18 protein-coding genes and 2 tRNA genes are annotated in these 18561 nt (G+C 61.7%); 13 read left to right on the forward strand and 7 right to left on the reverse strand.

All coding sequences use genetic code 11. The features are described 5' to 3' along the window. Positions 1–55: 55 nt before the first annotated feature. The gene (locus tag LSG43_RS13225) at positions 56–562 is read left to right on the forward strand and encodes a DUF192 domain-containing protein (RefSeq protein ID WP_231804955.1); all 507 of its coding nucleotides are present in this window, start codon (positions 56–58) and stop codon (positions 560–562) included. Here LSG43_RS13225 and LSG43_RS13230 read toward each other — a convergent pair. The 4 genes from LSG43_RS13230 to LSG43_RS13245 all read right to left on the reverse strand — a co-directional run bounded on the left by LSG43_RS13230 (position 559) and on the right by LSG43_RS13245 (position 2668). After that, entirely contained in the window at positions 559–993 is a 435-nt protein-coding gene (locus LSG43_RS13230; protein WP_231804957.1) for a universal stress protein, read from the reverse strand. The two genes, LSG43_RS13225 and LSG43_RS13230, sit on opposite strands and share 4 nt — an antisense overlap. Positions 994–1069: 76 nt before the next feature. Further along, positions 1070–1501: an alternative ribosome rescue aminoacyl-tRNA hydrolase ArfB gene (arfB, locus tag LSG43_RS13235; RefSeq protein WP_231804959.1), complete on the reverse strand. Its 432-nt coding sequence runs from the start codon at positions 1499–1501 to the stop codon at positions 1070–1072. 90 nt (positions 1502–1591) lie between these two features. Beyond that, positions 1592–2473 (reverse strand): DUF6692 family protein, encoded by an 882-nt coding sequence (locus tag LSG43_RS13240; RefSeq protein ID WP_231804962.1) that lies wholly within the window; start codon positions 2471–2473, stop codon positions 1592–1594. Between the two features lie 118 nt (positions 2474–2591). Next, positions 2592–2668, reverse strand: a tRNA-Arg gene (locus LSG43_RS13245). A 376-nt stretch (positions 2669–3044) separates the two neighbouring features. Here LSG43_RS13245 and LSG43_RS13250 point away from each other — a divergent pair. The 9 genes from LSG43_RS13250 (at position 3045) to LSG43_RS13290 (ending at position 13332) form a co-directional block, all read left to right on the forward strand. After that, positions 3045–4337 carry a DEAD/DEAH box helicase gene (locus LSG43_RS13250; protein WP_231804965.1) on the forward strand — a complete coding sequence of 431 codons (1293 nt, stop codon included), beginning with the start codon at positions 3045–3047 and terminating at the stop codon, positions 4335–4337. 338 nt (positions 4338–4675) lie between these two features. After that, positions 4676–5920, forward strand: a complete 1245-nt coding sequence (locus tag LSG43_RS13255) for an ABC transporter substrate-binding protein (protein WP_231804966.1) — start codon at positions 4676–4678, stop codon at positions 5918–5920. 150 nt (positions 5921–6070) lie between these two features. Next, positions 6071–6943, forward strand: coding sequence for a carbohydrate ABC transporter permease (locus LSG43_RS13260; RefSeq protein WP_231805666.1), 873 nt, complete (start codon positions 6071–6073; stop codon positions 6941–6943). Then, positions 6940–7884, forward strand: coding sequence for a carbohydrate ABC transporter permease (locus LSG43_RS13265; RefSeq protein WP_231804969.1), 945 nt, complete (start codon positions 6940–6942; stop codon positions 7882–7884). Before LSG43_RS13260 ends, LSG43_RS13265 begins: the two co-directional genes overlap by 4 nt. A 3-nt stretch (positions 7885–7887) precedes the next feature. Next, on the forward strand, positions 7888–8970 hold the full coding sequence (locus LSG43_RS13270) for an ABC transporter ATP-binding protein (protein ID WP_231804972.1): 1083 nt from the start codon (positions 7888–7890) through the stop codon (positions 8968–8970). A 14-nt stretch (positions 8971–8984) separates the two neighbouring features. After that, a complete protein-coding gene (locus LSG43_RS13275) occupies positions 8985–9731 on the forward strand; it encodes a sugar phosphate isomerase/epimerase family protein (protein ID WP_231804974.1) in 747 nt (248 codons plus the stop codon). A gap of 11 nt (positions 9732–9742) precedes the next feature. Beyond that, a complete protein-coding gene (locus LSG43_RS13280; RefSeq protein ID WP_231804977.1) occupies positions 9743–10879 on the forward strand; it encodes a Gfo/Idh/MocA family protein in 1137 nt (378 codons plus the stop codon). A gap of 223 nt (positions 10880–11102) precedes the next feature. Beyond that, positions 11103–12158, forward strand: a complete 1056-nt coding sequence (locus LSG43_RS13285; RefSeq protein ID WP_231804980.1) for a sugar phosphate isomerase/epimerase family protein — start codon at positions 11103–11105, stop codon at positions 12156–12158. A 13-nt stretch (positions 12159–12171) separates the two neighbouring features. After that, the gene (locus tag LSG43_RS13290; protein WP_231804983.1) at positions 12172–13332 is read left to right on the forward strand and encodes a Gfo/Idh/MocA family protein; all 1161 of its coding nucleotides are present in this window, start codon (positions 12172–12174) and stop codon (positions 13330–13332) included. 39 nt (positions 13333–13371) lie between these two features. Here LSG43_RS13290 and LSG43_RS13295 read toward each other — a convergent pair whose 3' ends face one another. Further along, positions 13372–13677, reverse strand: a complete 306-nt coding sequence (locus LSG43_RS13295) for an ETC complex I subunit (RefSeq protein ID WP_231804985.1) — start codon at positions 13675–13677, stop codon at positions 13372–13374. A 59-nt stretch (positions 13678–13736) separates the two neighbouring features. After that, positions 13737–13813 (reverse strand) — tRNA-Pro (locus LSG43_RS13300). Positions 13814–13927: 114 nt separating this feature from the next. Between LSG43_RS13300 and LSG43_RS13305 the strand changes: the two genes are divergently transcribed. After that, complete coding sequence (locus LSG43_RS13305) at positions 13928–14698, forward strand: phosphatase PAP2 family protein (protein WP_231804988.1); 771 nt, start codon at positions 13928–13930, stop codon at positions 14696–14698. Here the strand turns inward: LSG43_RS13305 and metC are convergent. Further along, positions 14674–15867, reverse strand: coding sequence for a cystathionine beta-lyase (gene metC, locus LSG43_RS13310; RefSeq protein ID WP_231804990.1), 1194 nt, complete (start codon positions 15865–15867; stop codon positions 14674–14676). The genes LSG43_RS13305 and metC overlap by 25 nt on opposite strands. A gap of 249 nt (positions 15868–16116) precedes the next feature. Between metC and LSG43_RS13315 the strand changes: the two genes are divergently transcribed. Together LSG43_RS13315 and LSG43_RS13320 are read left to right on the forward strand one after the other, a co-directional pair. After that, the gene (locus LSG43_RS13315; protein WP_231804993.1) at positions 16117–17136 is read left to right on the forward strand and encodes an amino acid ABC transporter substrate-binding protein; all 1020 of its coding nucleotides are present in this window, start codon (positions 16117–16119) and stop codon (positions 17134–17136) included. Positions 17137–17348: 212 nt separating this feature from the next. Then, positions 17349–18554 (forward strand): amino acid ABC transporter permease, encoded by a 1206-nt coding sequence (locus tag LSG43_RS13320; RefSeq protein ID WP_231804996.1) that lies wholly within the window; start codon positions 17349–17351, stop codon positions 18552–18554. Positions 18555–18561 lie beyond the last annotated feature (7 nt).

Raw genomic sequence — 18561 nt, forward strand, 5'->3', positions numbered from 1 at the left:
GGGAACCGCTCTTTCGGTTCGGGACCGCGACGAGACCAGGACACCAAAGAGCGCCATGCCCGGAACCCTCCTGCCTCTGAACCGCCGTACGCTCGTCGCGCTTCTTGGAGCCGTGCTCCTGGCCGCGGCCGGGATCGGCTGGGCCGTGAGCAATGTCGCGGCGCAAGCCACCGAAGATACGGTGCTCATTCATACGGACGCGGCCACACACGCCTTCAAGGTGGAGGTTGTCGATACCGACGCGACGCGGGCACGCGGCCTGATGTTCCGTCAGGAGCTCGCCCCCAACGCCGGGATGCTGTTTGATTTCATCGAGGAGCGCCCCGCGTCCTTCTGGATGGAAAACACCTTCATACCGCTCGATATGATTTTCGCCCGCGCCGATGGCGAGATCGTGCGTGTCCACGCCAATGCCATTCCGCACGACCGCACGCCGATCCCGTCGGGTGAGCCCGTGCGATTCGTCCTCGAAATCCCCGGAGGGCGCGCCGCCGAGCTTGGCATAACGGCCGGCGACGTTCTGGAGCACCCCCGCGTGACCGCCGAAAAAAGCGCGCCCTAGCGGACGACGAGCACCGGCATCGTGGTCGAGGCGAGCACTTCGCTCGTCTGGCTGCCGAGCAGCATCTTGCGAACGCCCCGGCGCCCATGCGAGCTGATCACGATCAGGTCGCAGCCCATGTCCTGTGCGGCCTCGACGATCGCATCGGCCGGATATCGGTTCTGGACATGCTTGGTTTGGTACTGAATCCCGGCAGTCTTGGCCTCGACCGCTGCGTCTGCAAGAACCTGCTCGACAGAAGCATTCATTGCCGCCTGGTAATCCTCTATGGCGGCGGGCGATGCGGCGGAGATGAGACTGGAGGACCAGACGTCGGTTACGCTGACAATAAGGACTTTGGCGCCGATCGCCTGGGCCAGGGAAAGGCCGTGCTTGAGCCCCTTGTTCGCGAGGTCGGAACCGTCGGTGGCAATAAGTATGTGCTTATACATTCCCTGCTCTCCGTGTTGCTGAGAGCGAATGCTAAAGCATTGCACGCAGTTGCATATTGACCCAGATCAAGCAGCTTCAGTCGATCTGCGGCTTGCTGCTCCGGAGCTTCTTGACCGCGCCGCGGCGCGTTTTGGCGTCCGTCCGCTTGCGCTTGGCCGAAAGCGAGGGGCGCGTCGGCACCCGCTTTTTCGGCGGCGTCGCAGCGCGGCGCAGAAGGGCCACGAGCCGGGCGACGGCATCTTCGCGATTACGCTCCTGCGTGCGATAGGAAGACGCCGTTATGACGATCTCGCCTTGCGTGGTCAGCCGCGTGCCGGCGAGCTTCGCCGCGCGCGACTTGACGGCTTCGGGCAGGGAAGGGGACCCGCGCAAGTCGAAGCGCAGCTGTGCCGCCGACGCCACCTTGTTGACATTCTGCCCACCCGGACCGGGCGCCCGCACGAAGCTGAAAGACAGCTCCCCCGTTGCGAGCGACAGGGCATCGGTAATGTGCAATCGCGCGCTCATGGATGGGCCGTTCGCTCCTGGGCACCTGTTCTTGGGTGCCTGTCAGCGTTCTATCGCCACCTCGGACGCAGAACAACCGTGCGCCTTTGATCAGTCCACGCAGGCATAATACCCGCCATACCCGACGCGCAAATCCTCGCCGATCTCGAAAATCATGGTGGCATCGTTCCGGCCTGCATCAAGACCCCGAGCCTGGTCTGCCGCTGAGATCGTCACCCGCACGGCGCCGTCCTCGAAACGCAGGGTGCTGTCCTCGCGGTTCTCCGAAGGCTCCAGCGCAACGAGCGCGCCGTTGAGCTTGACCAGACCTGAAGTCCCGGCGTTTTCCGGATCGCTGCTGTGCGCAAAGGCCGGAGCGCTCTCGCTTGTATATCGGAAGGCACAACGGGGCCCATCGCCCAGGTGTCTTGCAAGCTCGGCGTCCGAGAGCTTTGCGGGATCCACCTGCGCAATATTCGCGCCCGCAAGCGCCTCTGAGGCGGGGACGGTGTTCGTCGCGACCGTGTCGTCCGCCGCCCCGACGGCTTCCTGTCCATCGGCGTGCGCAATCAGATACCTCATCTCGGCGATTTCGCGCTCCTGAGCCGCAATGATTTCGTCGGCGAGTTTGCGCACGCGGGGATCGGAAATCTGCGCCCGCTTTGACGTCATGATGGCGATGGAATGGTGAGGAATCATGGCGCTCATATAGTCTTCGTCGCCGACTGTGACCTGGCTGCGCACAAGCCACAACGCACCCGCGAAGACGATTGCGGCGCCAGCGAAAATGGCGATATTGAGAGCCGTGCTGCGATACATCGACAACATGAAGCTCAGCATGACCACCGCCATGGTGCTGCCCATCACGAGCGCCATCCATGCCCGGGTCTGGCTCCAGAACACGTGCTCGAACGCGAAAGTGTTGAGATACATCAAGCCGAACATGACGACCGTTGAGGTCGCGATCATGGCGGCAAAGCGCCAATAAGCCATCTGCTGCTCCTCTCGGATTTGAAACTGGTGTGGGGCAGGGCCCCTTCCGAACGTCAAACCTCTGCGAGCGCAGAAGTTCCAAATCTGGTGATGAGCGGGCTGTGTACAGTGGGGAAGGTGGCGACCCCGGCAGGATTCGAACCTGCGACCAATAGCTTAGAAGGCTACTGCTCTATCCAGCTGAGCTACGGGGCCGTTGCGGGTCCTCTAACCCAATTTGCCGGCTTTGTCAGGATACGTTGGCCGACATAAGACAAATGCCCGCTTGACTTTGGTGCCCAACGCGCCGATATGGGCGGGGCTGCCGCATGGCCGCCGCGTGAGCGGCCCGCACCGGTGAGCGGACATTTGGTCCTCACCCTTCGATGTAATAGGTGCTCCGGCGCGCCAATCCAAAAAGTTCCCATTTCACGCGGGGTTCTGACGCTTCTGACGCTTGGCCGGGCAATAAGGCCCCTGAGCGCGTTCAGAATCGAATCCGCAACATGGCCCGATACGCGATGCGTTTCGGCACCATGCCCGTTTGTCTCCGGACGCACGCCAAGGCGTGCCCGGAAAGAAGGTAGTCCATTTGACTGAATTTCTCTCCCTCGGCCTCAATCCGGCTCTCGTCAAAGCCCTCGATACGCTCGGTTTTGACACCCCCACGCCGATCCAGGCCGAGGCCATCCCCCACGTGCTTGCCGGCCGCGACATCATGGGTCTCGCCCAGACCGGCACCGGCAAGACCGCCGCATTCGGCCTCCCGCTTGTCCACCATCTGCTGGCCCTGTCCGGAAAGCCCGCCCCGAGGACGATCAAGTCGCTCATTCTCGCGCCGACCCGCGAACTGGTGAATCAGATCGCGATCAACCTGCGCGGGTTTGCCAAAGGTACGCCGATCAAGGTCAACTGCGTGGTCGGCGGCATGTCGATCCACGCGCAGGTCAAGGCGCTCGCCCACGGCAGCGACATCCTCGTTGCCACCCCCGGCCGGCTTCTCGACCTCGTCAAGCGCCAGGCCGTCCGGCTTGATTCGGCGAAGTTCCTCGTCCTCGACGAAGCCGATCAGATGCTCGATCTGGGCTTTATCCACGCCCTGCGTGAGATTTCGCGCCTCGTCGGCCAGCCCCGTCAGACGCTGCTGTTTTCGGCCACCATGCCCAAGCAGATGACCGAGATCGCTTCGACCTACCTGACCGATCCGATCCGGATCGAGGTCGCCGCGCCCGGCAAGGCCGCCGACAAGATCACCCAGTCGGTGCACTATGTCGACGCCAAGGCAAAGCCCGATCTCCTCGCATCGCTGATCGGGCAGGCGCCCGATTCGCTTTCGCTCGTCTTCACCCGGACAAAGCACGGCGCCGAAAAGCTCATGAAGGGCCTCGCCGGCGCCGGGTTTGCCGTTGGATCCATCCACGGAAACAAGAGCCAGGGCCAGCGTGACCGCACGCTCAAGGCATTCCGCAACGGCAACATCCGCGTCCTTGTAGCGACCGATGTCGCCGCGCGGGGTATCGATATTCCCGGCGTCAGCCACGTTTACAACTATGAGTTGCCCGAGGTCGCCGAGAACTACGTTCACCGCATCGGCCGGACGGCCCGCGCCGGGGCCGAAGGCGAGGCCGTCGCCTTGTGCGCGCCGGCCGAGTTCGCATTGTTGCGCGGCGTCGAAAAGCTCATGGGTATTACCGTTACGACTGCGGGCGGCGAGCGTCCCGAACGCGCGCCGCGGTTCGAACGGCCCGGCGGCGGCAAGAAGCAGCGCCCTCGCGGCAAGTCAGGGCAGGGTAAGCCTGCCCAGGCCAAACGCCCCGACGGCCAGAAAGCCGCCCCTGCGCGCCACCGTAAGACGAAGGCCAGGCGCGCGCGGTACGCGGCGTAACGGCACGTTCGTAATATAAGCGATCACAAAAGGCGCGCCCCCCGCTAAGGGCGCGCCTTTCTTGTTTGCGCCGTACACAATGTCATCTAAGGTCGGCAGGCATGCGCGCACGGCGCTCAGGGCCCGGCAGGTTGCGTCTACGACTTTTGTCGCATTGCCCCTTGACAGCAATCGCACAAACGCGGGAAGGTAATGAAATCGATTGCACCAAGCCGAAGTGCAAGGATGTAATCGATTACATTTTGTTGCCGGAGGAGGCTCGCCGGAACCGTGCGGGGCCGGTGCAAAATGTGAGGAGACGGGGCCTTTGCCCCTTGGAACCCTTTGGGAGGAAGACAATGAATCGTTATGTGCTGGCGGGTGCCGTTTCGGCAGCCGCACTTTTGGGTGCGACCGCCGTCCACGCCGCCGACCTCGAGGTCACCCACTGGTGGACCTCGGCCGGCGAGGCCGCTGCCGTGGCCGAATTCGCCCGCGTTTTCGAGGAGCAGACGGGTCACAACTGGGTCGATAGCGCGCTTGCCGGTTCGGGCACGGGCGCCAACCCGGTCATCATCAGCCGCATCATCGGCGGCAATCCGATGGGCGCCACCCAGATGAACACCGGCCGCGACGCCGAGGAGCTCATCCAGGCCGGCCTCATGCGCGACCTGACCGACATCGCCGAAGAGATGAACATCAGCGAGTTCTACGTCGACGAGACGCTCCTCGAGCCGTGCACGTATGAAGGTCGCATTTACTGCTTCCCGGTCAATATCCACTCCTGGGACTGGCTGTGGCTTTCCACCGCCGCCTATGAGGAGATCGGACAGCCCGTCCCGACCAACTGGAACGAGTATGTCGAAAGCTGGCCCGCGCTTGAAGAAGCCGGCATTCTGCCCTTCGGCCTGGCTTCGGGTTGGCCCATCGCTGGTATCCCAGGCGTTCTTATCGCCGGTGTCGGCGGCTCCGACCTCGTGCTCTCCATCAACCGCGACAAGAGCGTTGATGCCGTGCGTTCCGACGAGTTCCGCGCCGTTGCAGAGGCGCTCGACGACATCCGTTCGGTCGTTTCGCCCGAAACGATGGTGCCGTCCTTCGGTGACGTGGGCAATCAGCTCCTGACCGGCGAAGCCGCCGGCAACATCCACGGCGACTGGTTGCAGGGCGACTTGCAGGTCGCTGGCGGCGTGCCGGGCGAGGACTACGAATGTCTGCCGGCTCTCGGCATGGGCGACCAGCTGACTGGCGGCGGCGATTCGTTCTTCTTCCCCGTCCTGCCCGATGGCACCGACCCCGAAGTCGTCGAGGCTCAGACCGAACTCGCCCGTCTGTTGATCTCGCCGGAAGCGCAGCTCGCCTTCAATCTCAAGAAGGGTTCGATGCCGATCCGCACGGATATCGATCTGAGCGGCGCCAACACCTGCATGCAGAAAGCCATCGGGCTGCTCGACAACGGCCTTCTGCCCTCGGGTGACTTCGCGCTCTCGAGCGATACCCAGCAGCAGCTTCAGGATCTCAGCATCGAGTTCCTCGACAATGACAGCATCTCGATCGACGAATACATCGATCGTTACGCCTCGATCATCGAGAGCGCCGACTAAGCGCTAACGCCTTATTGAGTGATTGAGGACGCGGCCGGCCCTTCCGGGGCCGGCCGTGCTCCCCCCGCAACGGAGGGAACGATTTTGACACAGGCCCCGCCCAGCGACACCGCTCGTCGCAAGTCGGGTTTCGCACGTGCCATCGAGCACATGTTTACCCGCAACATCCCTGCCAAGATCGCTGCGACCCCGATGGTCACGACCGTGCTTGTCGTCTTCATCGGCTGCACGATCTGGACGATCTGGTATTCTTTCACCGGCTCGCGCCTTCTGCCCTCGAACGAGTTCGTCGGTCTCGCCCAGTATGAGCGGCTGTTTTCCACCTCGCGCTGGAACGTATCGGTCCGCAACCTTCTGTTCTACGGCGCCTTCTCGCTCGTCTTCACCCTCTCGATCGGCTTTCTGCTGGCGGTCCTGATGGACCAGAAGATCCGCTTCGAAAGCGCCTTCCGCACCATCATGCTCTATCCCTTCGCGTTGTCGTTCATCGTGACGGGGCTGGTCTGGCAGTGGATCATGAATCCCACCCTGGGCCTCCAGGGCACGCTGCGCAACATGGGCTGGGAGAGCTTCACCTTCGACTGGATCGCCCGCGGCGACATGGTGCTCTATGCGCTGCTGATCGCGGGGCTCTGGCAGGGCACCGGCTTCGTCATGGTACTGATGCTCGCCGGCCTGCGCTCCATCGACGACGAGATCTGGAAGGCCGCCCGCGTCGACGGCATCCCCGCCTGGCGTACCTATCTGTTCATCGTCCTGCCGATGATGCGCGGTGTTTTCGTCACCGCCGTCGTTCTGGTGGGCGCCGGCATCGTGAGGCTTTACGACCTCGTGGTGGCGCTGACCAATGGCGGGCCCGGCATATCCTCCGAAGTGCCGGCCAAATACGTTTACGACTACATGTTCACCGCCGGCAATATCGGTCAGGGCCTCGCGGCTTCGACCATGATGCTGGTGAGCGTCATCATCATCATCGTGCCCTGGGCCTATCTCGAATTCGGTGGAAGGGGAAAGAACCAATGAGCAATCCCGCCACTATCTCGACCAACGTCGCGGTCGACGCGGTCAAGGACGACCTGCAGCTTTCGACCGAACGCGGTCCGCGGCCCAAGCCGTTCTTCACCACCAACAGGATCATTCTCTATTCGATCCTCGTCGTGGCGTGCCTTTATTACCTGTTCCCGCTCTACGTCATGATCGTGACGTCCTTCAAAACCATGCCCGAAATCCGCTTCGGCAACATCTTCGCCCCGCCGGTCGAGTTTACCGGAGAGGCGTGGGCGAAGGCCTGGGCCTCCGCGTGCACCGGGCTGACCTGTCAGGGGCTGAGCCCGGGATTCTGGAACTCGGTCAAGATCCTGATCCCGAGCGTCATCGTTTCGACCTCGGTCGCCGCGGTCAACGGCTATGCGCTCGTCAACTGGCGCTTCAAGGGCTCCGAGATCTTTTTCTCGATCCTGATCTTCGGCTCGTTCATCCCTTATCAGGTGATGATCTATCCGCTCGTGATCATTACCCGCGAGCTTAACATCTTCGGATCGATCTGGGCCGTTATCCTCGTGCACATGGTCTTCGGCATGCCCATTCTGACGCTGCTGTTCCGGAACTACTTCGCTTCGCTGCCGGTCGAGCTTTTCAAGGCCGCACGCGTCGACGGGGCAGGGTTCTGGCGGATCTTCTTCGAGATCATGCTGCCCATGAGCCTTCCGATCATCGTCGTCGCGCTGATCCTGCAGGTAACCGGTATCTGGAACGACTTCCTGTTCGGCGTGGTCTTCGCGGGCACGCAGAACTACCCGATGACGGTTCAGCTCAACAACATCGTCAACTCGGCGCAGGGCAGCCCCGAATACAACGTCAACATGGCCGCGACGATCCTCACCGGTCTCGTGCCGCTGGTCATCTACTTCATCTCAGGTCGTCTCTTCGTTCGCGGTATCGCGGCAGGCGCGGTCAAAGGGTAAGATATGCAGACAAGTGTTTCCATTCGCGACCTGTCGCTCAACTTCGGGCACGTCAAGGTCCTCGAACACCTCAATCTCGACATCAAGGATGGCGAGTTCCTGGTCCTTCTGGGGCCGTCGGGTTGCGGCAAGTCCACCTTGCTCAACTGCATCGCGGGCCTTCTGGACCTTTCGGACGGCGAGATTCACATCTCGGGCAAGAACGTCACCTGGAAGGAACCCAAGGACCGGGGCATCGGCATGGTGTTCCAGTCCTACGCGCTCTACCCGCAAATGAGCGTCGAGCGTAACCTGTCCTTCGGCCTGCGCGTTGCCGGCATGAAAAAGGAAGAGGTGGACAAGCGCATCGCCCGGGCCGCCGAGATGCTGCAGATCGAGCCTTTGCTCAAGCGCAAGCCGGCCAACCTCTCGGGCGGCCAGCGCCAGCGCGTCGCCATCGGCCGTGCGCTCGTGCGTGACGTCGACGTATTTCTGTTCGACGAGCCGCTCTCCAACCTGGACGCCAAGCTCCGCGCGGACCTGCGCGTGGAGATCAAGCGGCTGCATCACCGGCTCAAGAACACCATGATCTATGTGACCCACGATCAGGTCGAGGCCATGACGCTCGCCGATCGCATTGCGATCATGAAGGGCGGCGTCATCCAGCAGCTCGACAACCCCCACGCCATCTACAACAAACCCGTCAACCTCTTCGTTGCCGGGTTTATCGGCTCGCCCTCGATGAATTTCATCGACGGCACGCTTGCCGGCAGGGTGGTGAAGGCCGACGGCATCGACGTTCCCGTGGACCGGTACGATTTCGCACCCGAAACGGGGAATTTCTCAGGCGACATCGTGCTCGGCATCCGGCCCGAACACGTCATGGTCGGCGAGGCAGCTGCGAGCCAGCCCGTACAGTTCGAATCCGAACTCGAGATCATCGAGCCCATGGGATCGGACACGATCGGCTGGACCAGTTTTGCCGGTCAGACCTTCAAGTTCCGCTGCGATTCCGAAGTCCCCCTGGAGGAAGGGCAGAAGCTCAGACTCGGCTTCGATCCAGCGCGGGCGTCGATGTTCGACGCCCAATCCAGCGAACGCATTTGACGGATACTATGCAAATGACCGACTTTTCATTCCAGCTCTATAGCGCCCGGAATTTTCCGCCGCTCGCCTACATCTTCGAGCTCCTCTCCCGGCTCGGCTACCAAAGCGTCGAGGGTTTCGGTGGCCTTTATGACAAGGCCGACGAACTCAAGGAGCTGCTCGCAAAAAACAACCTCACCATGCCCACGGGGCATTTCGGGCTCGACCAGCTCCAGGACAAGGCCACTGCGGTAAAAACGGCGCGGACCCTGGGTGTCGAAACGCTGTTCTGCCCGGCCATTCCGCGCCCGCAATGGGAGCAGGGCGAGGATGCCTGGAAGGCGCTTGCCGAAGAGCTCGCCGCCCTGGGGGAATTCTACAAGGCCGAAGGCTTCGGCTTCGGCTGGCACAATCACCATTTTGAGTTCTGGCCGACCTCGAGCGGAAAACGCCCCATGGACATACTTCTCGAAGGCGCGCCGGACATCGGCTGGGAGATGGATGTTGCCTGGGTTGTCCGGGGTGAAAACGACCCCAGGGCCTGGATGGATAAATACGGCGACCGCATCATCGCCGTCCATGTCAAGGACATCGCTCCCGAAGGCGAGGCCAAGGACGAAGACGGCTGGGCCGATGTCGGGCAGGGCACGATGGGCTGGGCGACGCTTCTCCCGCTCATCCGGGAAAAGACAGCTGCAAAACATTTCGTGATGGAACATGACAATCCATCCGACCTCGAACGCTTCGCGTCGCGGTCCATCGCCGCGGCCAAAACCTACTAGGACCATTTATTATGACGAAGACATATGGTGTCGGCATCCTGGGCGCCGGCAATATTTCTGCGGCCTATCTCAAGCTCGCGCCACTCTTTAAGGGCATCGAAGTGCGCGCCGTTGCCGACATCGTGCCCGCCGCCGCCAAGGCGCGCGCCGACGAGTTCGGTGTCGTCGCACAAACCCCCGACGAGCTTCTCGCCAACAGCGAGCTTGACGTCATCGTCAACCTGACGATCCCCGAGGCGCATTTTGAGGTGACCAAGGAGATCGTGCACGCAGGCAAGCACGCCTATTCCGAAAAACCTTTCGTCCTGTCGGTCGACGACGGCAAGGCGTTGCGTACGCTCGCGGAGGAAAAGGGCGTGACGGTCGGCTCGGCCCCCGACACATTTCTGGGCGGCGCTCATCAGCAGGCCCGCGCACTGATCGACGATGGCGCGATCGGCCGCATCGTTTCGGGCACGTGCCACGTGATGGGTTTCGGCATGGAGCACTGGCACCCCAACCCGGACTTCTTCTTCAAGCCGGGCGCGGGCCCCGTACTCGACATCGGTCCATACTACGTGACCAACCTCATCAATCTGGTGGGGCCGGTGAAGCGCGTAACGGCGATGTCGTCTACCCCGCGCGAGAAGCGCCAGATCGTCAGCGAGCCGCGCAGGGGCGAGTATGTGACCGTTGAGACGCCGACCACGATCCACGCGATCATGGAGTTCGAGAACGGCGCCATCATCACGCTCGGCGCGTCCTGGGACGTCGAGGCTCACGAGCACCGCAACATGGAACTCTACGGCACGGACGCCAGCCTGTTCGTGCCCGATCCGAACTTCTTCGGTGGGGACCTCATCAAGGCTGACCGGGATGGCGGACGCGAAACGCTTGCGCCTTGGGAGCACCCGCTCGGCGTTGCCAATTGGGAACGCCCCAACGGCCCGCCCTTCGCGAATTACCGTACCGCCGGGCTCGCCGATATGATGCAGGCGGTCGAATCCGGTCGTCCGGCACGCTGCTCGCTCGATGTTGCGCTCCACGCCGTCGATGTGATGACATCGATCCTCAAATCGGGCGAAACAGGCAACGCGGTCGACCTCACGACCACCTGCGAACGCCCCCTGGCCCTCGGCCCGGATGAGGCGCAGGCGCTGCTGGCTTAGCCGGTTGCATTGCTGTTGGGCTTTTTGCGTGCCCGGCCTGGCCGCGCGCCCAATTGAAAATCGCGGCGCATGATCGTTTCATGCGTCGCGATTTTGTGCCATTGCAATGGCAGCTTGGAGAAGGGGACATGCTTGACAGAACCGGGCGCCCCGCTATCCTGTAAACGTTTACGGTTGATGTACGTACATCAGATGCACGCCGTACACCCAACGGAGGAGCCTCATGAAAACGATTAAGGGACCGGCCATCTTCCTGGCGCAGTTCGCCGGAGATGAGCCGCCATTCAACTCGCTCGACGCCATATGCGAATGGGCCGCGGGCCTCGGCTACAAGGGCGTCCAGATACCGAGCTGGGTTTCGGGCTTCATCGATCTCGAAAAGGCTGCGAGCTCGAAGGATTATTGCGACGAGCTCAAGGGTATCGCCGGCAAGCACGGCATCACCATCACCGAGCTGTCGACCCATCTCCAGGGGCAGCTCGTTGCCGTTCACCCAGCTTACGATACGGCCTTTGACGGCTTTGCGGCCCCCGAAGTGCGCGGCAATCCCAAGGCCCGGCAGGAATGGGCCGTAAACCAGCTCATGATGGCGGCCAAGGCTTCGCAGAATCTCGGCATTACCGAGCACGCGACCTTCTCGGGTGCGCTGGCCTGGCCCTATGTCTACCCCTGGCCACAGCGCCCGGCCGGTCTGGTCGAGGAGGCCTTCGATGAGCTTGCCCGCCGCTGGACGCCGATCCTCAACGCCTTCGACGAAGCCGGCGTGGACGTCTGCTACGAAATCCACCCGGGCGAGGATCTCCATGACGGTGTCAGCTACGAGATGTTCCTCGAGCGCGTCGGCAACCACCCCCGCGCCAATCTGCTCTACGATCCGAGCCACTTCGTGCTTCAGCAGCTCGACTACATCGACTATCTCGATATCTACAAAGACCGGATCAAGATGTTCCACGTCAAGGATGCCGAGTTCAATCCGACAGGGCGTCAGGGCGTCTATGGCGGCTTCCAGAGCTGGGCTGACCGGGCAGGGCGTTTCCGCTCTCTCGGCGATGGACAGGTTGATTTCGCCGCCATCTTCTCCAAGCTCACGACGAACGACTTCGATGGCTGGGCCGTGCTGGAATGGGAATGCGCGCTCAAGCACCCCGAAGACGGTGCCCGCGAGGGTGCGCAGTTCATCGCCGACCACATCATCCGTGTAACCGAGAAGGCTTTCGACGATTTCGCGGGGGCAGGCACTGACAAGGCCGCCAACCGCAAGATGCTCGGGCTCGACTAGGGAGGAAAAGAATATGTCAGAACAAGGAGACCGCCCCATCCGTCTCGGTATGGTCGGCGGGGGCACCGGCGCCTTCATTGGCTATGTGCACCGCCTGGCGTCGCGCCTCGATGGCGATTTCCAGCTCGTCGCCGGCGCGCTTTCCTCGCGCCCGGATGTCGCCAAGGAAAGCGGTCGCAATCTCGGCCTGGCCGAAGACCGCGTCTACACGGACTTCAACGAAATGGCCCGGGCCGAAGCCGCCCGCGAGGATGGCATCGAGGCCGTGTCGATCGTCACGCCCAATCACATGCACTTTGCCCCGGCCAAGGCCTTCCTCGAAGCGGGCATCCACGTTATCTGCGACAAGCCGCTGACGGCCTCGCTCGAGGACGCCCGCGCGCTTGCCGGGGTTCAGCCCAAAAACGGCGCGAAGTTCCTGCTCACCCACAACTATACCGGCTATCCTCTGATCCGGCAGGCCCGCGAACTGGTTCAGTCCGGCGCCTTGGGCAAGTTGCGCGTGGTCCAGGTCGAATACGCCCAGGACTGGCTGGCGGTTGAAGCCGACGAGGGCAACAAGCAGGCGTCCTGGCGCACCGACCCCGCCAGGTCCGGCGCCGGCGGCGCCATCGGCGATATCGGCACCCATGCCTATAACCTCGCCCGCTTCGTCACGGGCTTGAAGACCGAATCGGTGGCAGCCGACCTTACGGCGTTTGTCCCGGGCCGAAAGCTCGACGACAACGTGCACGTCATGTTGCGGTTCGAGGGCGGCGCCAAGGGCATGCTCTGGGCCAGCCAGGTCGCAGTGGGCAACGAGAACGGTCTCAAGCTCCGCGTCTATGGCGAGAAGGGCGGCCTCGAATGGGAGCAGGAGAATCCCAACTACATGTGGTTCACCGAATTCGGAAAGCCCCGCCAGCGCCTCACCCGCGGCGGCGCCATTGATGGCGAACCGGCGGGCGCGATGGGCATCCGTATCCCCGGTGGGCACCCCGAAGGCTATCTTGAGGCCTTCGCGACGCTCTACAGCCAGTTCGCGGCGGTAATTAGGGGCAAGGGCGAAACTTATGAGACACTGCTGCCATCGCTTGCCGACGGCGTCGAGGGTCTCGAGTTCATTATGGCGTCCGTGAAGTCCAGCGAAAATGACAGCGTATGGACCACGATGGAGTCATTGTCGTCATCGTAGCGCAAACGCGGAACGGGCCGCTGGCGGCCCGTTTCGCCCTCAATGCGTCCAGGGCGCCTTGCGGTCGAACCGGAAATTGTCCGAATACGCGACCCTCTTGATCGAAGGGTCCTGCGCCGGCTGCACCACGTAGGGGATCCCCTCGCGCACCGCATAAGCCTCTGCTTCTTCAAGCGTTTCGAAGCGCAACTTGATCTGCTGCTTCATGTCGCTCGAGGACGTGTACCCCATCAACGGATCGATCGATCGCGCAATTTCGGGCTCGAATTCGAGCACCCAGTCATGCGTTCTGGCCTTGCCGGACTGCATGGCATTGCGGGCGGGGCGATAAATGCGTGCGACCATAGCGAAAACGTTCCCGTTAGGCTCCAGACACCCCGGTTTTCAGGGGTCTGCATCGTGGCTGGTCGGGGCAGCAAGATTCGAACTTGCGACCCCCGGTTCCCAAAACCGGTGCTCTACCAGGCTGAGCTATACCCCGACATGGCCATGCCGATGCGATACACATTCTTTTTTGTTCGGGCAAGTCATGATACCCGATCACCCAACGACATTCTGAGATCATTGCCTCGTGTTTGCCGAAAACAGTCTGACAATGCGCGTTTGGCGCAATCTGCGCGCCCGCAATTCCAAACGACGTCTGCTCGTGCTCTGGCCCGTGGCGGGCCTGCTGGCATTGCTCCTGATTGCCATACTGTTCGACCGCTCCGTCAGCCTGACGCTTCAAAATTGGCCCGCCTATGAGCTCGCCATCTTCGCCTTCATCACCGATTTCGGCACGTCCGGCTGGATACTTTACCCCACGCTTTTGGGCATGATCGGCGGCTACGGGCTGACGCATCTGCCGCTGACCTACAGCTGGCACTGGGCAGCGCGCGCGCTCGCCGCCATCTCGTTCTACGTTTTTGCCTCCGTGGGGATCAGCGGCCTCGTAACCGTCTTCCTCAAACGCCTCATAGGCAGGGGACGACCGCTCTACATCGAAGATCACGGCATCCTCTATTTCAATCCCCTGCAGCTTCTCGACTGGCGCCTTCACAGCTTCCCGTCCGGGCACGCCACAACCGCGATGGCGTTCTCGGTCGTCCTGGTCACGATCCTCAACGGCCGCTATCGCATCGCGCTTTTCGGCATGGGCCTCGCGATCGGATTGAGCCGGATCGTCGTGGGGGATCACTACCTGTCCGACGTTATCGGCGGCACCACTGTGGGCACATTGTCAGCCATATTGATCCGAGACTTCTTCGCGACCCGCAACTGGTCGATGCGGCTTGAACAAGGGCAGGTGCGGTTCCGTATGCTGGCGGGGTTCCGGCCGCTCTGGCGTCGGCTGCGCCGCGGTCACATACCAGCGGCTTTGAAATAGCGCGAGATCCCGCCCGCAAGGTCGGCCTCCAATCCTTCCATGTCTTCAAACCCGACGTGGACGCGGAATAGGTTGCCGGTTTCCGTCCAGGGCACTGCGGTCCGGATGTTGGCCGGCCTGGACGGCAAGATCAGGCTTTCGAACCCGCCCCACGAATAGCCCATCCCGAACAGCGACAATTCATCGACAAAAGCTGCGATCGCGGCGCGTGGAGCAGGGGGCAGAACGAAAGAGAAAAGGCTGCCCGAGCCGGAGAAATCCCGCGCGAACAGCGCATGATCCGGATGCGAGGAAAGCGCCGGATGCAGCACTGCCGAGACGCCTTCCTGGGCTTCGAGCCATCGCGCGAGCTCCAGCGCCCGGTCCCGATGCTCGGCCATCCGCACGGCCAGCGTACGCATGCCGCGCGTCGTGAGATAGGTATCGTCGGGTGAGGCCGTGATGCCGAGGCTGCGGTGCGTTTTCTTCAAATTGGGCAAAGCGCGCGCGTTGGCCGAAACCGTGCCGAGCATCACGTCCGAATGCCCGACGAACATTTTGGTGCCCGAATGAATCACAATGTCGGCGCCAAGAGCCAGTGGCCGGTAGAACAGAGGCGTGGCCCAGCTGTTGTCGACCAGAGTTGTGATATCCATCCCCCGCAACGCTCCTGTGATCGCGGGGATATCCTGGATCTCGAACGTCAACGAACCGGGGCTTTCAAGAAATACGGCACGTGTCGTGTCGCTCACTATTTCCGCAATTCCGGCGCCCATCCGGGGATCGAAAAAACGTGCGGAAACGCCCAGACGTTTGAGCACGGTATCGGCGAGGTCGCGTGTCGGCTGGTAAACGCTGTCGGTGATCAGCACCTCGTCGCCCGCTGACAGGCAGCTAAGAAGCGCCGTTGAAATCGCTGCAACGCCTGAAGGCGCGAGGACGGTACCTTCGGCACCCTCAAGTTGCGAAACAATGTCCTCGAGCCCTGTTGTAAGCGGCGTGCCCTGACGGCCGTACCGGTATCGGATCGAATTGTCTTCAAGCGCGTCCAGTGTTTCGAAAACGACGGTACTGCCGCGATAAACCGGAGTATTGACGAACCCTGCCTGGTCCGACGGCACGCGGCCGGCATGGGTCAGAAGTGTTTCGATACCGGCGGGGTACGGCGGCTTGTTTGAAGAACTCGGCATGGAAGATGTTAACCTGAAAAGAAAATAGGTCAGCACTATTGCTGCGAAATTAGGCGGCGCTGGGGAAGTGACTATTTTCGTATCGTTTTTGCCTTGACGCCAATGCCTAAACTGGGGTTCGATGCTGAACGACCAGCAGTCTGATGGCAATAGGGCTGGTGGTTGTCCGCGTAAAATGCGGAAACGCGGCCGGAGGACTTTGACCTGCGGCCGTAAACAATTCAAGGGTTAGGAAACAAAGGCAAACCTATGAAAAAGCAACTGTTCACTTTCGCAGTGGCAGCCGCGATGGCAACGGCATCGTCCGTCGCCCTCGGCCAGACGCTCGATGAGGTCACGGAGCGCGGCTATCTCCAGTGCGGTGTGACCGAAGGCGTTCCAGGCTTCTCGTTCCCCGACGAAAACAACAACTGGACGGGTCTCGACGTCGACTATTGCCGCGCGATGGCCGCGGCGATCTTTGATGATCCCGATGCCGTGCGCTACACGCCGCTGACGTCCGCTTCGCGTTTCGAAAGCCTTGGCAACGGTAACATCGACGTCCTCTCGCGCACGACCACATGGACGATGACGCGCGACACCGATCTCGGCCTCAGCTTTGCTGGTGTCATGTTTTACGACGGTCAGGGCTTCATGGTCCGCGAGGATCTGGGCGTGACGTCTGCCCTCGAACTCTCGGGCGCTGCAGTTTGCGTGGAGTCCGGTACCACCACCGAACTCAATCTCGCCGACTATTTCGCCGCCAACGGCATGGACCTTTCCAACGCGGTTGTGTTCGTCAACCAGGACGAAGTGGTTCAGTCCTTCATCGACGGCCGGTGTGACGTCTTCACCACTGACAGCTCGGCGCTCGCCGCCGAACGCAGCCGCTTCGCCGATCCGGACGCCTATGTGATTCTGCCCGAGATCATCTCGAAGGAACCGCTCGGCCCGGTCGTGCGCTCGGATGATATCGAGTGGTTCAACATCGCCAAGTGGGTCTACTACGCGCTTCTCAATGCCGAAGAGCTTGGTGTGACTTCTGAAAACGTCGATGACATGCTCGGCTCGGAGAACCCTTCCATTCGCCGTCTTCTCGGTGTTGAAGGCGATTTCGGTACCGCAATCGGCCTTTCGACGGATTGGGGCTACCGCATCGTCAAGCATGTCGGCAACTATGGCGAAATCTATGATCGCCACGTCGGCATGGATACGATCATCGCGATCCCCCGCGGCGTCAATAACCTTTGGACCGAGGGTGGCATCCAGTACGGTATGCCGATCCGGTAAAACCGCCTACTCGACGCTCCTGGCCGCACACGCGGCCAGGAGTTTTCGTATTTGCCTTTTGGGGAAGGGCACGCTGCCGACAGGAAAGCGCCATCCATGCAGGGCTCATGGATCGGAACGGCTTTATGTTTTCCGCGGGCGCGCCCGCGGGCCTGGTGCCGCGTAACCGTTTGACCCAAACAGGGGTAAGGCATGACAAGGCATTCAGCATAATGACAGACGTCAAAGAATCGCGATCGGGTGTGCCGGGCCGCAGCGCTGCCGGCACGTCTTTGATCTATAATCCGACATTCCGGGGCATCGTCTATCAGGTACTGCTCGTAGGTGGCGTGGTCTTGTTGTTCTGGTGGCTCCAGTCCAACGCCGCCTACAATCTGGGCCTGCTCAACAAAACCGTCGATTTTGGCTTTCTGAGTGAGCCATCCGGATTTCAGATCCAATTCTCGCTTATTCCCTATGACCGGGCATCGAGCTACGCCGAAGTCTATCTTGTCGGCATTCTCAATACCCTTCTTGTCGCAGCCGTCGGGATCGTGTTCGCCACGATTTTCGGCTTCGTCATGGGCATCGCACGTCTCTCGCCGAATTTCATTATTCGTACGCTCGCGATGCTGTATGTCGAGATCGTGCGCAACGTGCCTTTGCTGCTGCAATTGCTGTTCTGGTATTTCCTCCTTATCAATGCGCTGCCGGCGGTCCGCCAATCGATCGCTTTGCCGGGCCACATTTTCCTCAACCAGCGCGGCATTTTCGCTCCGGCCCTTGTGACGGACGCACGGTTTCTGATCGTCGTGGCGGCAGTTGCCGTGGCGGCCATTGCCGCTGCGTTTTGGCGCAAAAGAACTCTCAAGCGCATAGAGGAAACCGGAGAGCGGCGCCCGGTGTGGGTGCCCATGCTCGCCATATTCGCGGCCATCTGCATCGTCGGCTATTTCGTATCGGGGGCCCCCATTCAGGTCGATGTGCCCGCGTTGGCCGGCTTCAATTTTGCCGGCGGCTTTACCATCCCGCCCGAGTTGGCCGCGCTAACTTTCGGCCTCATCGTCTATACAGGCGCGTTCATCGCCGAAATCGTGCGCGCGGGCATTCAGTCGGTCAACTACGGGCAGGTCGAGGCTGCGGCCGCTTTGGGGCTCAAGGACGGGGACCGCATGCGCCTGGTCATCGTTCCGCAGGCCCTGCGCGTGATTGTTCCGCCTCTCACAAGCCAATATCTCAATCTGACCAAGAACTCCTCCCTCGGGGCGGCCATCGGCTTTCCCGAGCTTGTCAACGTCTTCATGGGCACCGCGCTTAACCAGAGCGGGCGTGCCATTGAAATCGTGGCGCTGACAATGGCTGTCTACCTGACGTTCTCGCTTGCCACTTCGCTGTTTATGAACTGGTACAACGCGCGCGTCCGGCTCGTGGAACGGTGAGGGGGCA

Origin of the sequence: Pelagibacterium xiamenense (genome assembly GCF_021166475.1) — a bacterium.
GTDB classification, from domain to species: Bacteria; Pseudomonadota; Alphaproteobacteria; order Rhizobiales; family Devosiaceae; genus Pelagibacterium; species Pelagibacterium xiamenense.

Coding starts and splice junctions, on each gene's coding strand:
- LSG43_RS13320 (WP_231804996.1), top strand. CDS start 17,349: ATGACAGACGTCAAAGAATCGCGATCGGGTGTGCCGGGCCGCAGCGCT.
- LSG43_RS13225 (WP_231804955.1), top strand. CDS start 56: ATGCCCGGAACCCTCCTGCCTCTGAACCGCCGTACGCTCGTCGCGCTT.
- LSG43_RS13270 (WP_231804972.1), top strand. CDS start 7,888: ATGCAGACAAGTGTTTCCATTCGCGACCTGTCGCTCAACTTCGGGCAC.
- LSG43_RS13295 (WP_231804985.1), bottom strand. CDS start 13,677: ATGGTCGCACGCATTTATCGCCCCGCCCGCAATGCCATGCAGTCCGGC.
- LSG43_RS13315 (WP_231804993.1), top strand. CDS start 16,117: ATGAAAAAGCAACTGTTCACTTTCGCAGTGGCAGCCGCGATGGCAACG.
- LSG43_RS13255 (WP_231804966.1), top strand. CDS start 4,676: ATGAATCGTTATGTGCTGGCGGGTGCCGTTTCGGCAGCCGCACTTTTG.
- LSG43_RS13280 (WP_231804977.1), top strand. CDS start 9,743: ATGACGAAGACATATGGTGTCGGCATCCTGGGCGCCGGCAATATTTCT.
- metC (WP_231804990.1), bottom strand. CDS start 15,867: ATGCCGAGTTCTTCAAACAAGCCGCCGTACCCCGCCGGTATCGAAACA.
- LSG43_RS13265 (WP_231804969.1), top strand. CDS start 6,940: ATGAGCAATCCCGCCACTATCTCGACCAACGTCGCGGTCGACGCGGTC.
- LSG43_RS13230 (WP_231804957.1), bottom strand. CDS start 993: ATGTATAAGCACATACTTATTGCCACCGACGGTTCCGACCTCGCGAAC.
- LSG43_RS13290 (WP_231804983.1), top strand. CDS start 12,172: ATGTCAGAACAAGGAGACCGCCCCATCCGTCTCGGTATGGTCGGCGGG.
- LSG43_RS13240 (WP_231804962.1), bottom strand. CDS start 2,473: ATGGCTTATTGGCGCTTTGCCGCCATGATCGCGACCTCAACGGTCGTC.
- arfB (WP_231804959.1), bottom strand. CDS start 1,501: ATGAGCGCGCGATTGCACATTACCGATGCCCTGTCGCTCGCAACGGGG.
- LSG43_RS13275 (WP_231804974.1), top strand. CDS start 8,985: ATGACCGACTTTTCATTCCAGCTCTATAGCGCCCGGAATTTTCCGCCG.
- LSG43_RS13305 (WP_231804988.1), top strand. CDS start 13,928: ATGCGCGTTTGGCGCAATCTGCGCGCCCGCAATTCCAAACGACGTCTG.
- LSG43_RS13260 (WP_231805666.1), top strand. CDS start 6,071: ATGTTTACCCGCAACATCCCTGCCAAGATCGCTGCGACCCCGATGGTC.
- LSG43_RS13285 (WP_231804980.1), top strand. CDS start 11,103: ATGAAAACGATTAAGGGACCGGCCATCTTCCTGGCGCAGTTCGCCGGA.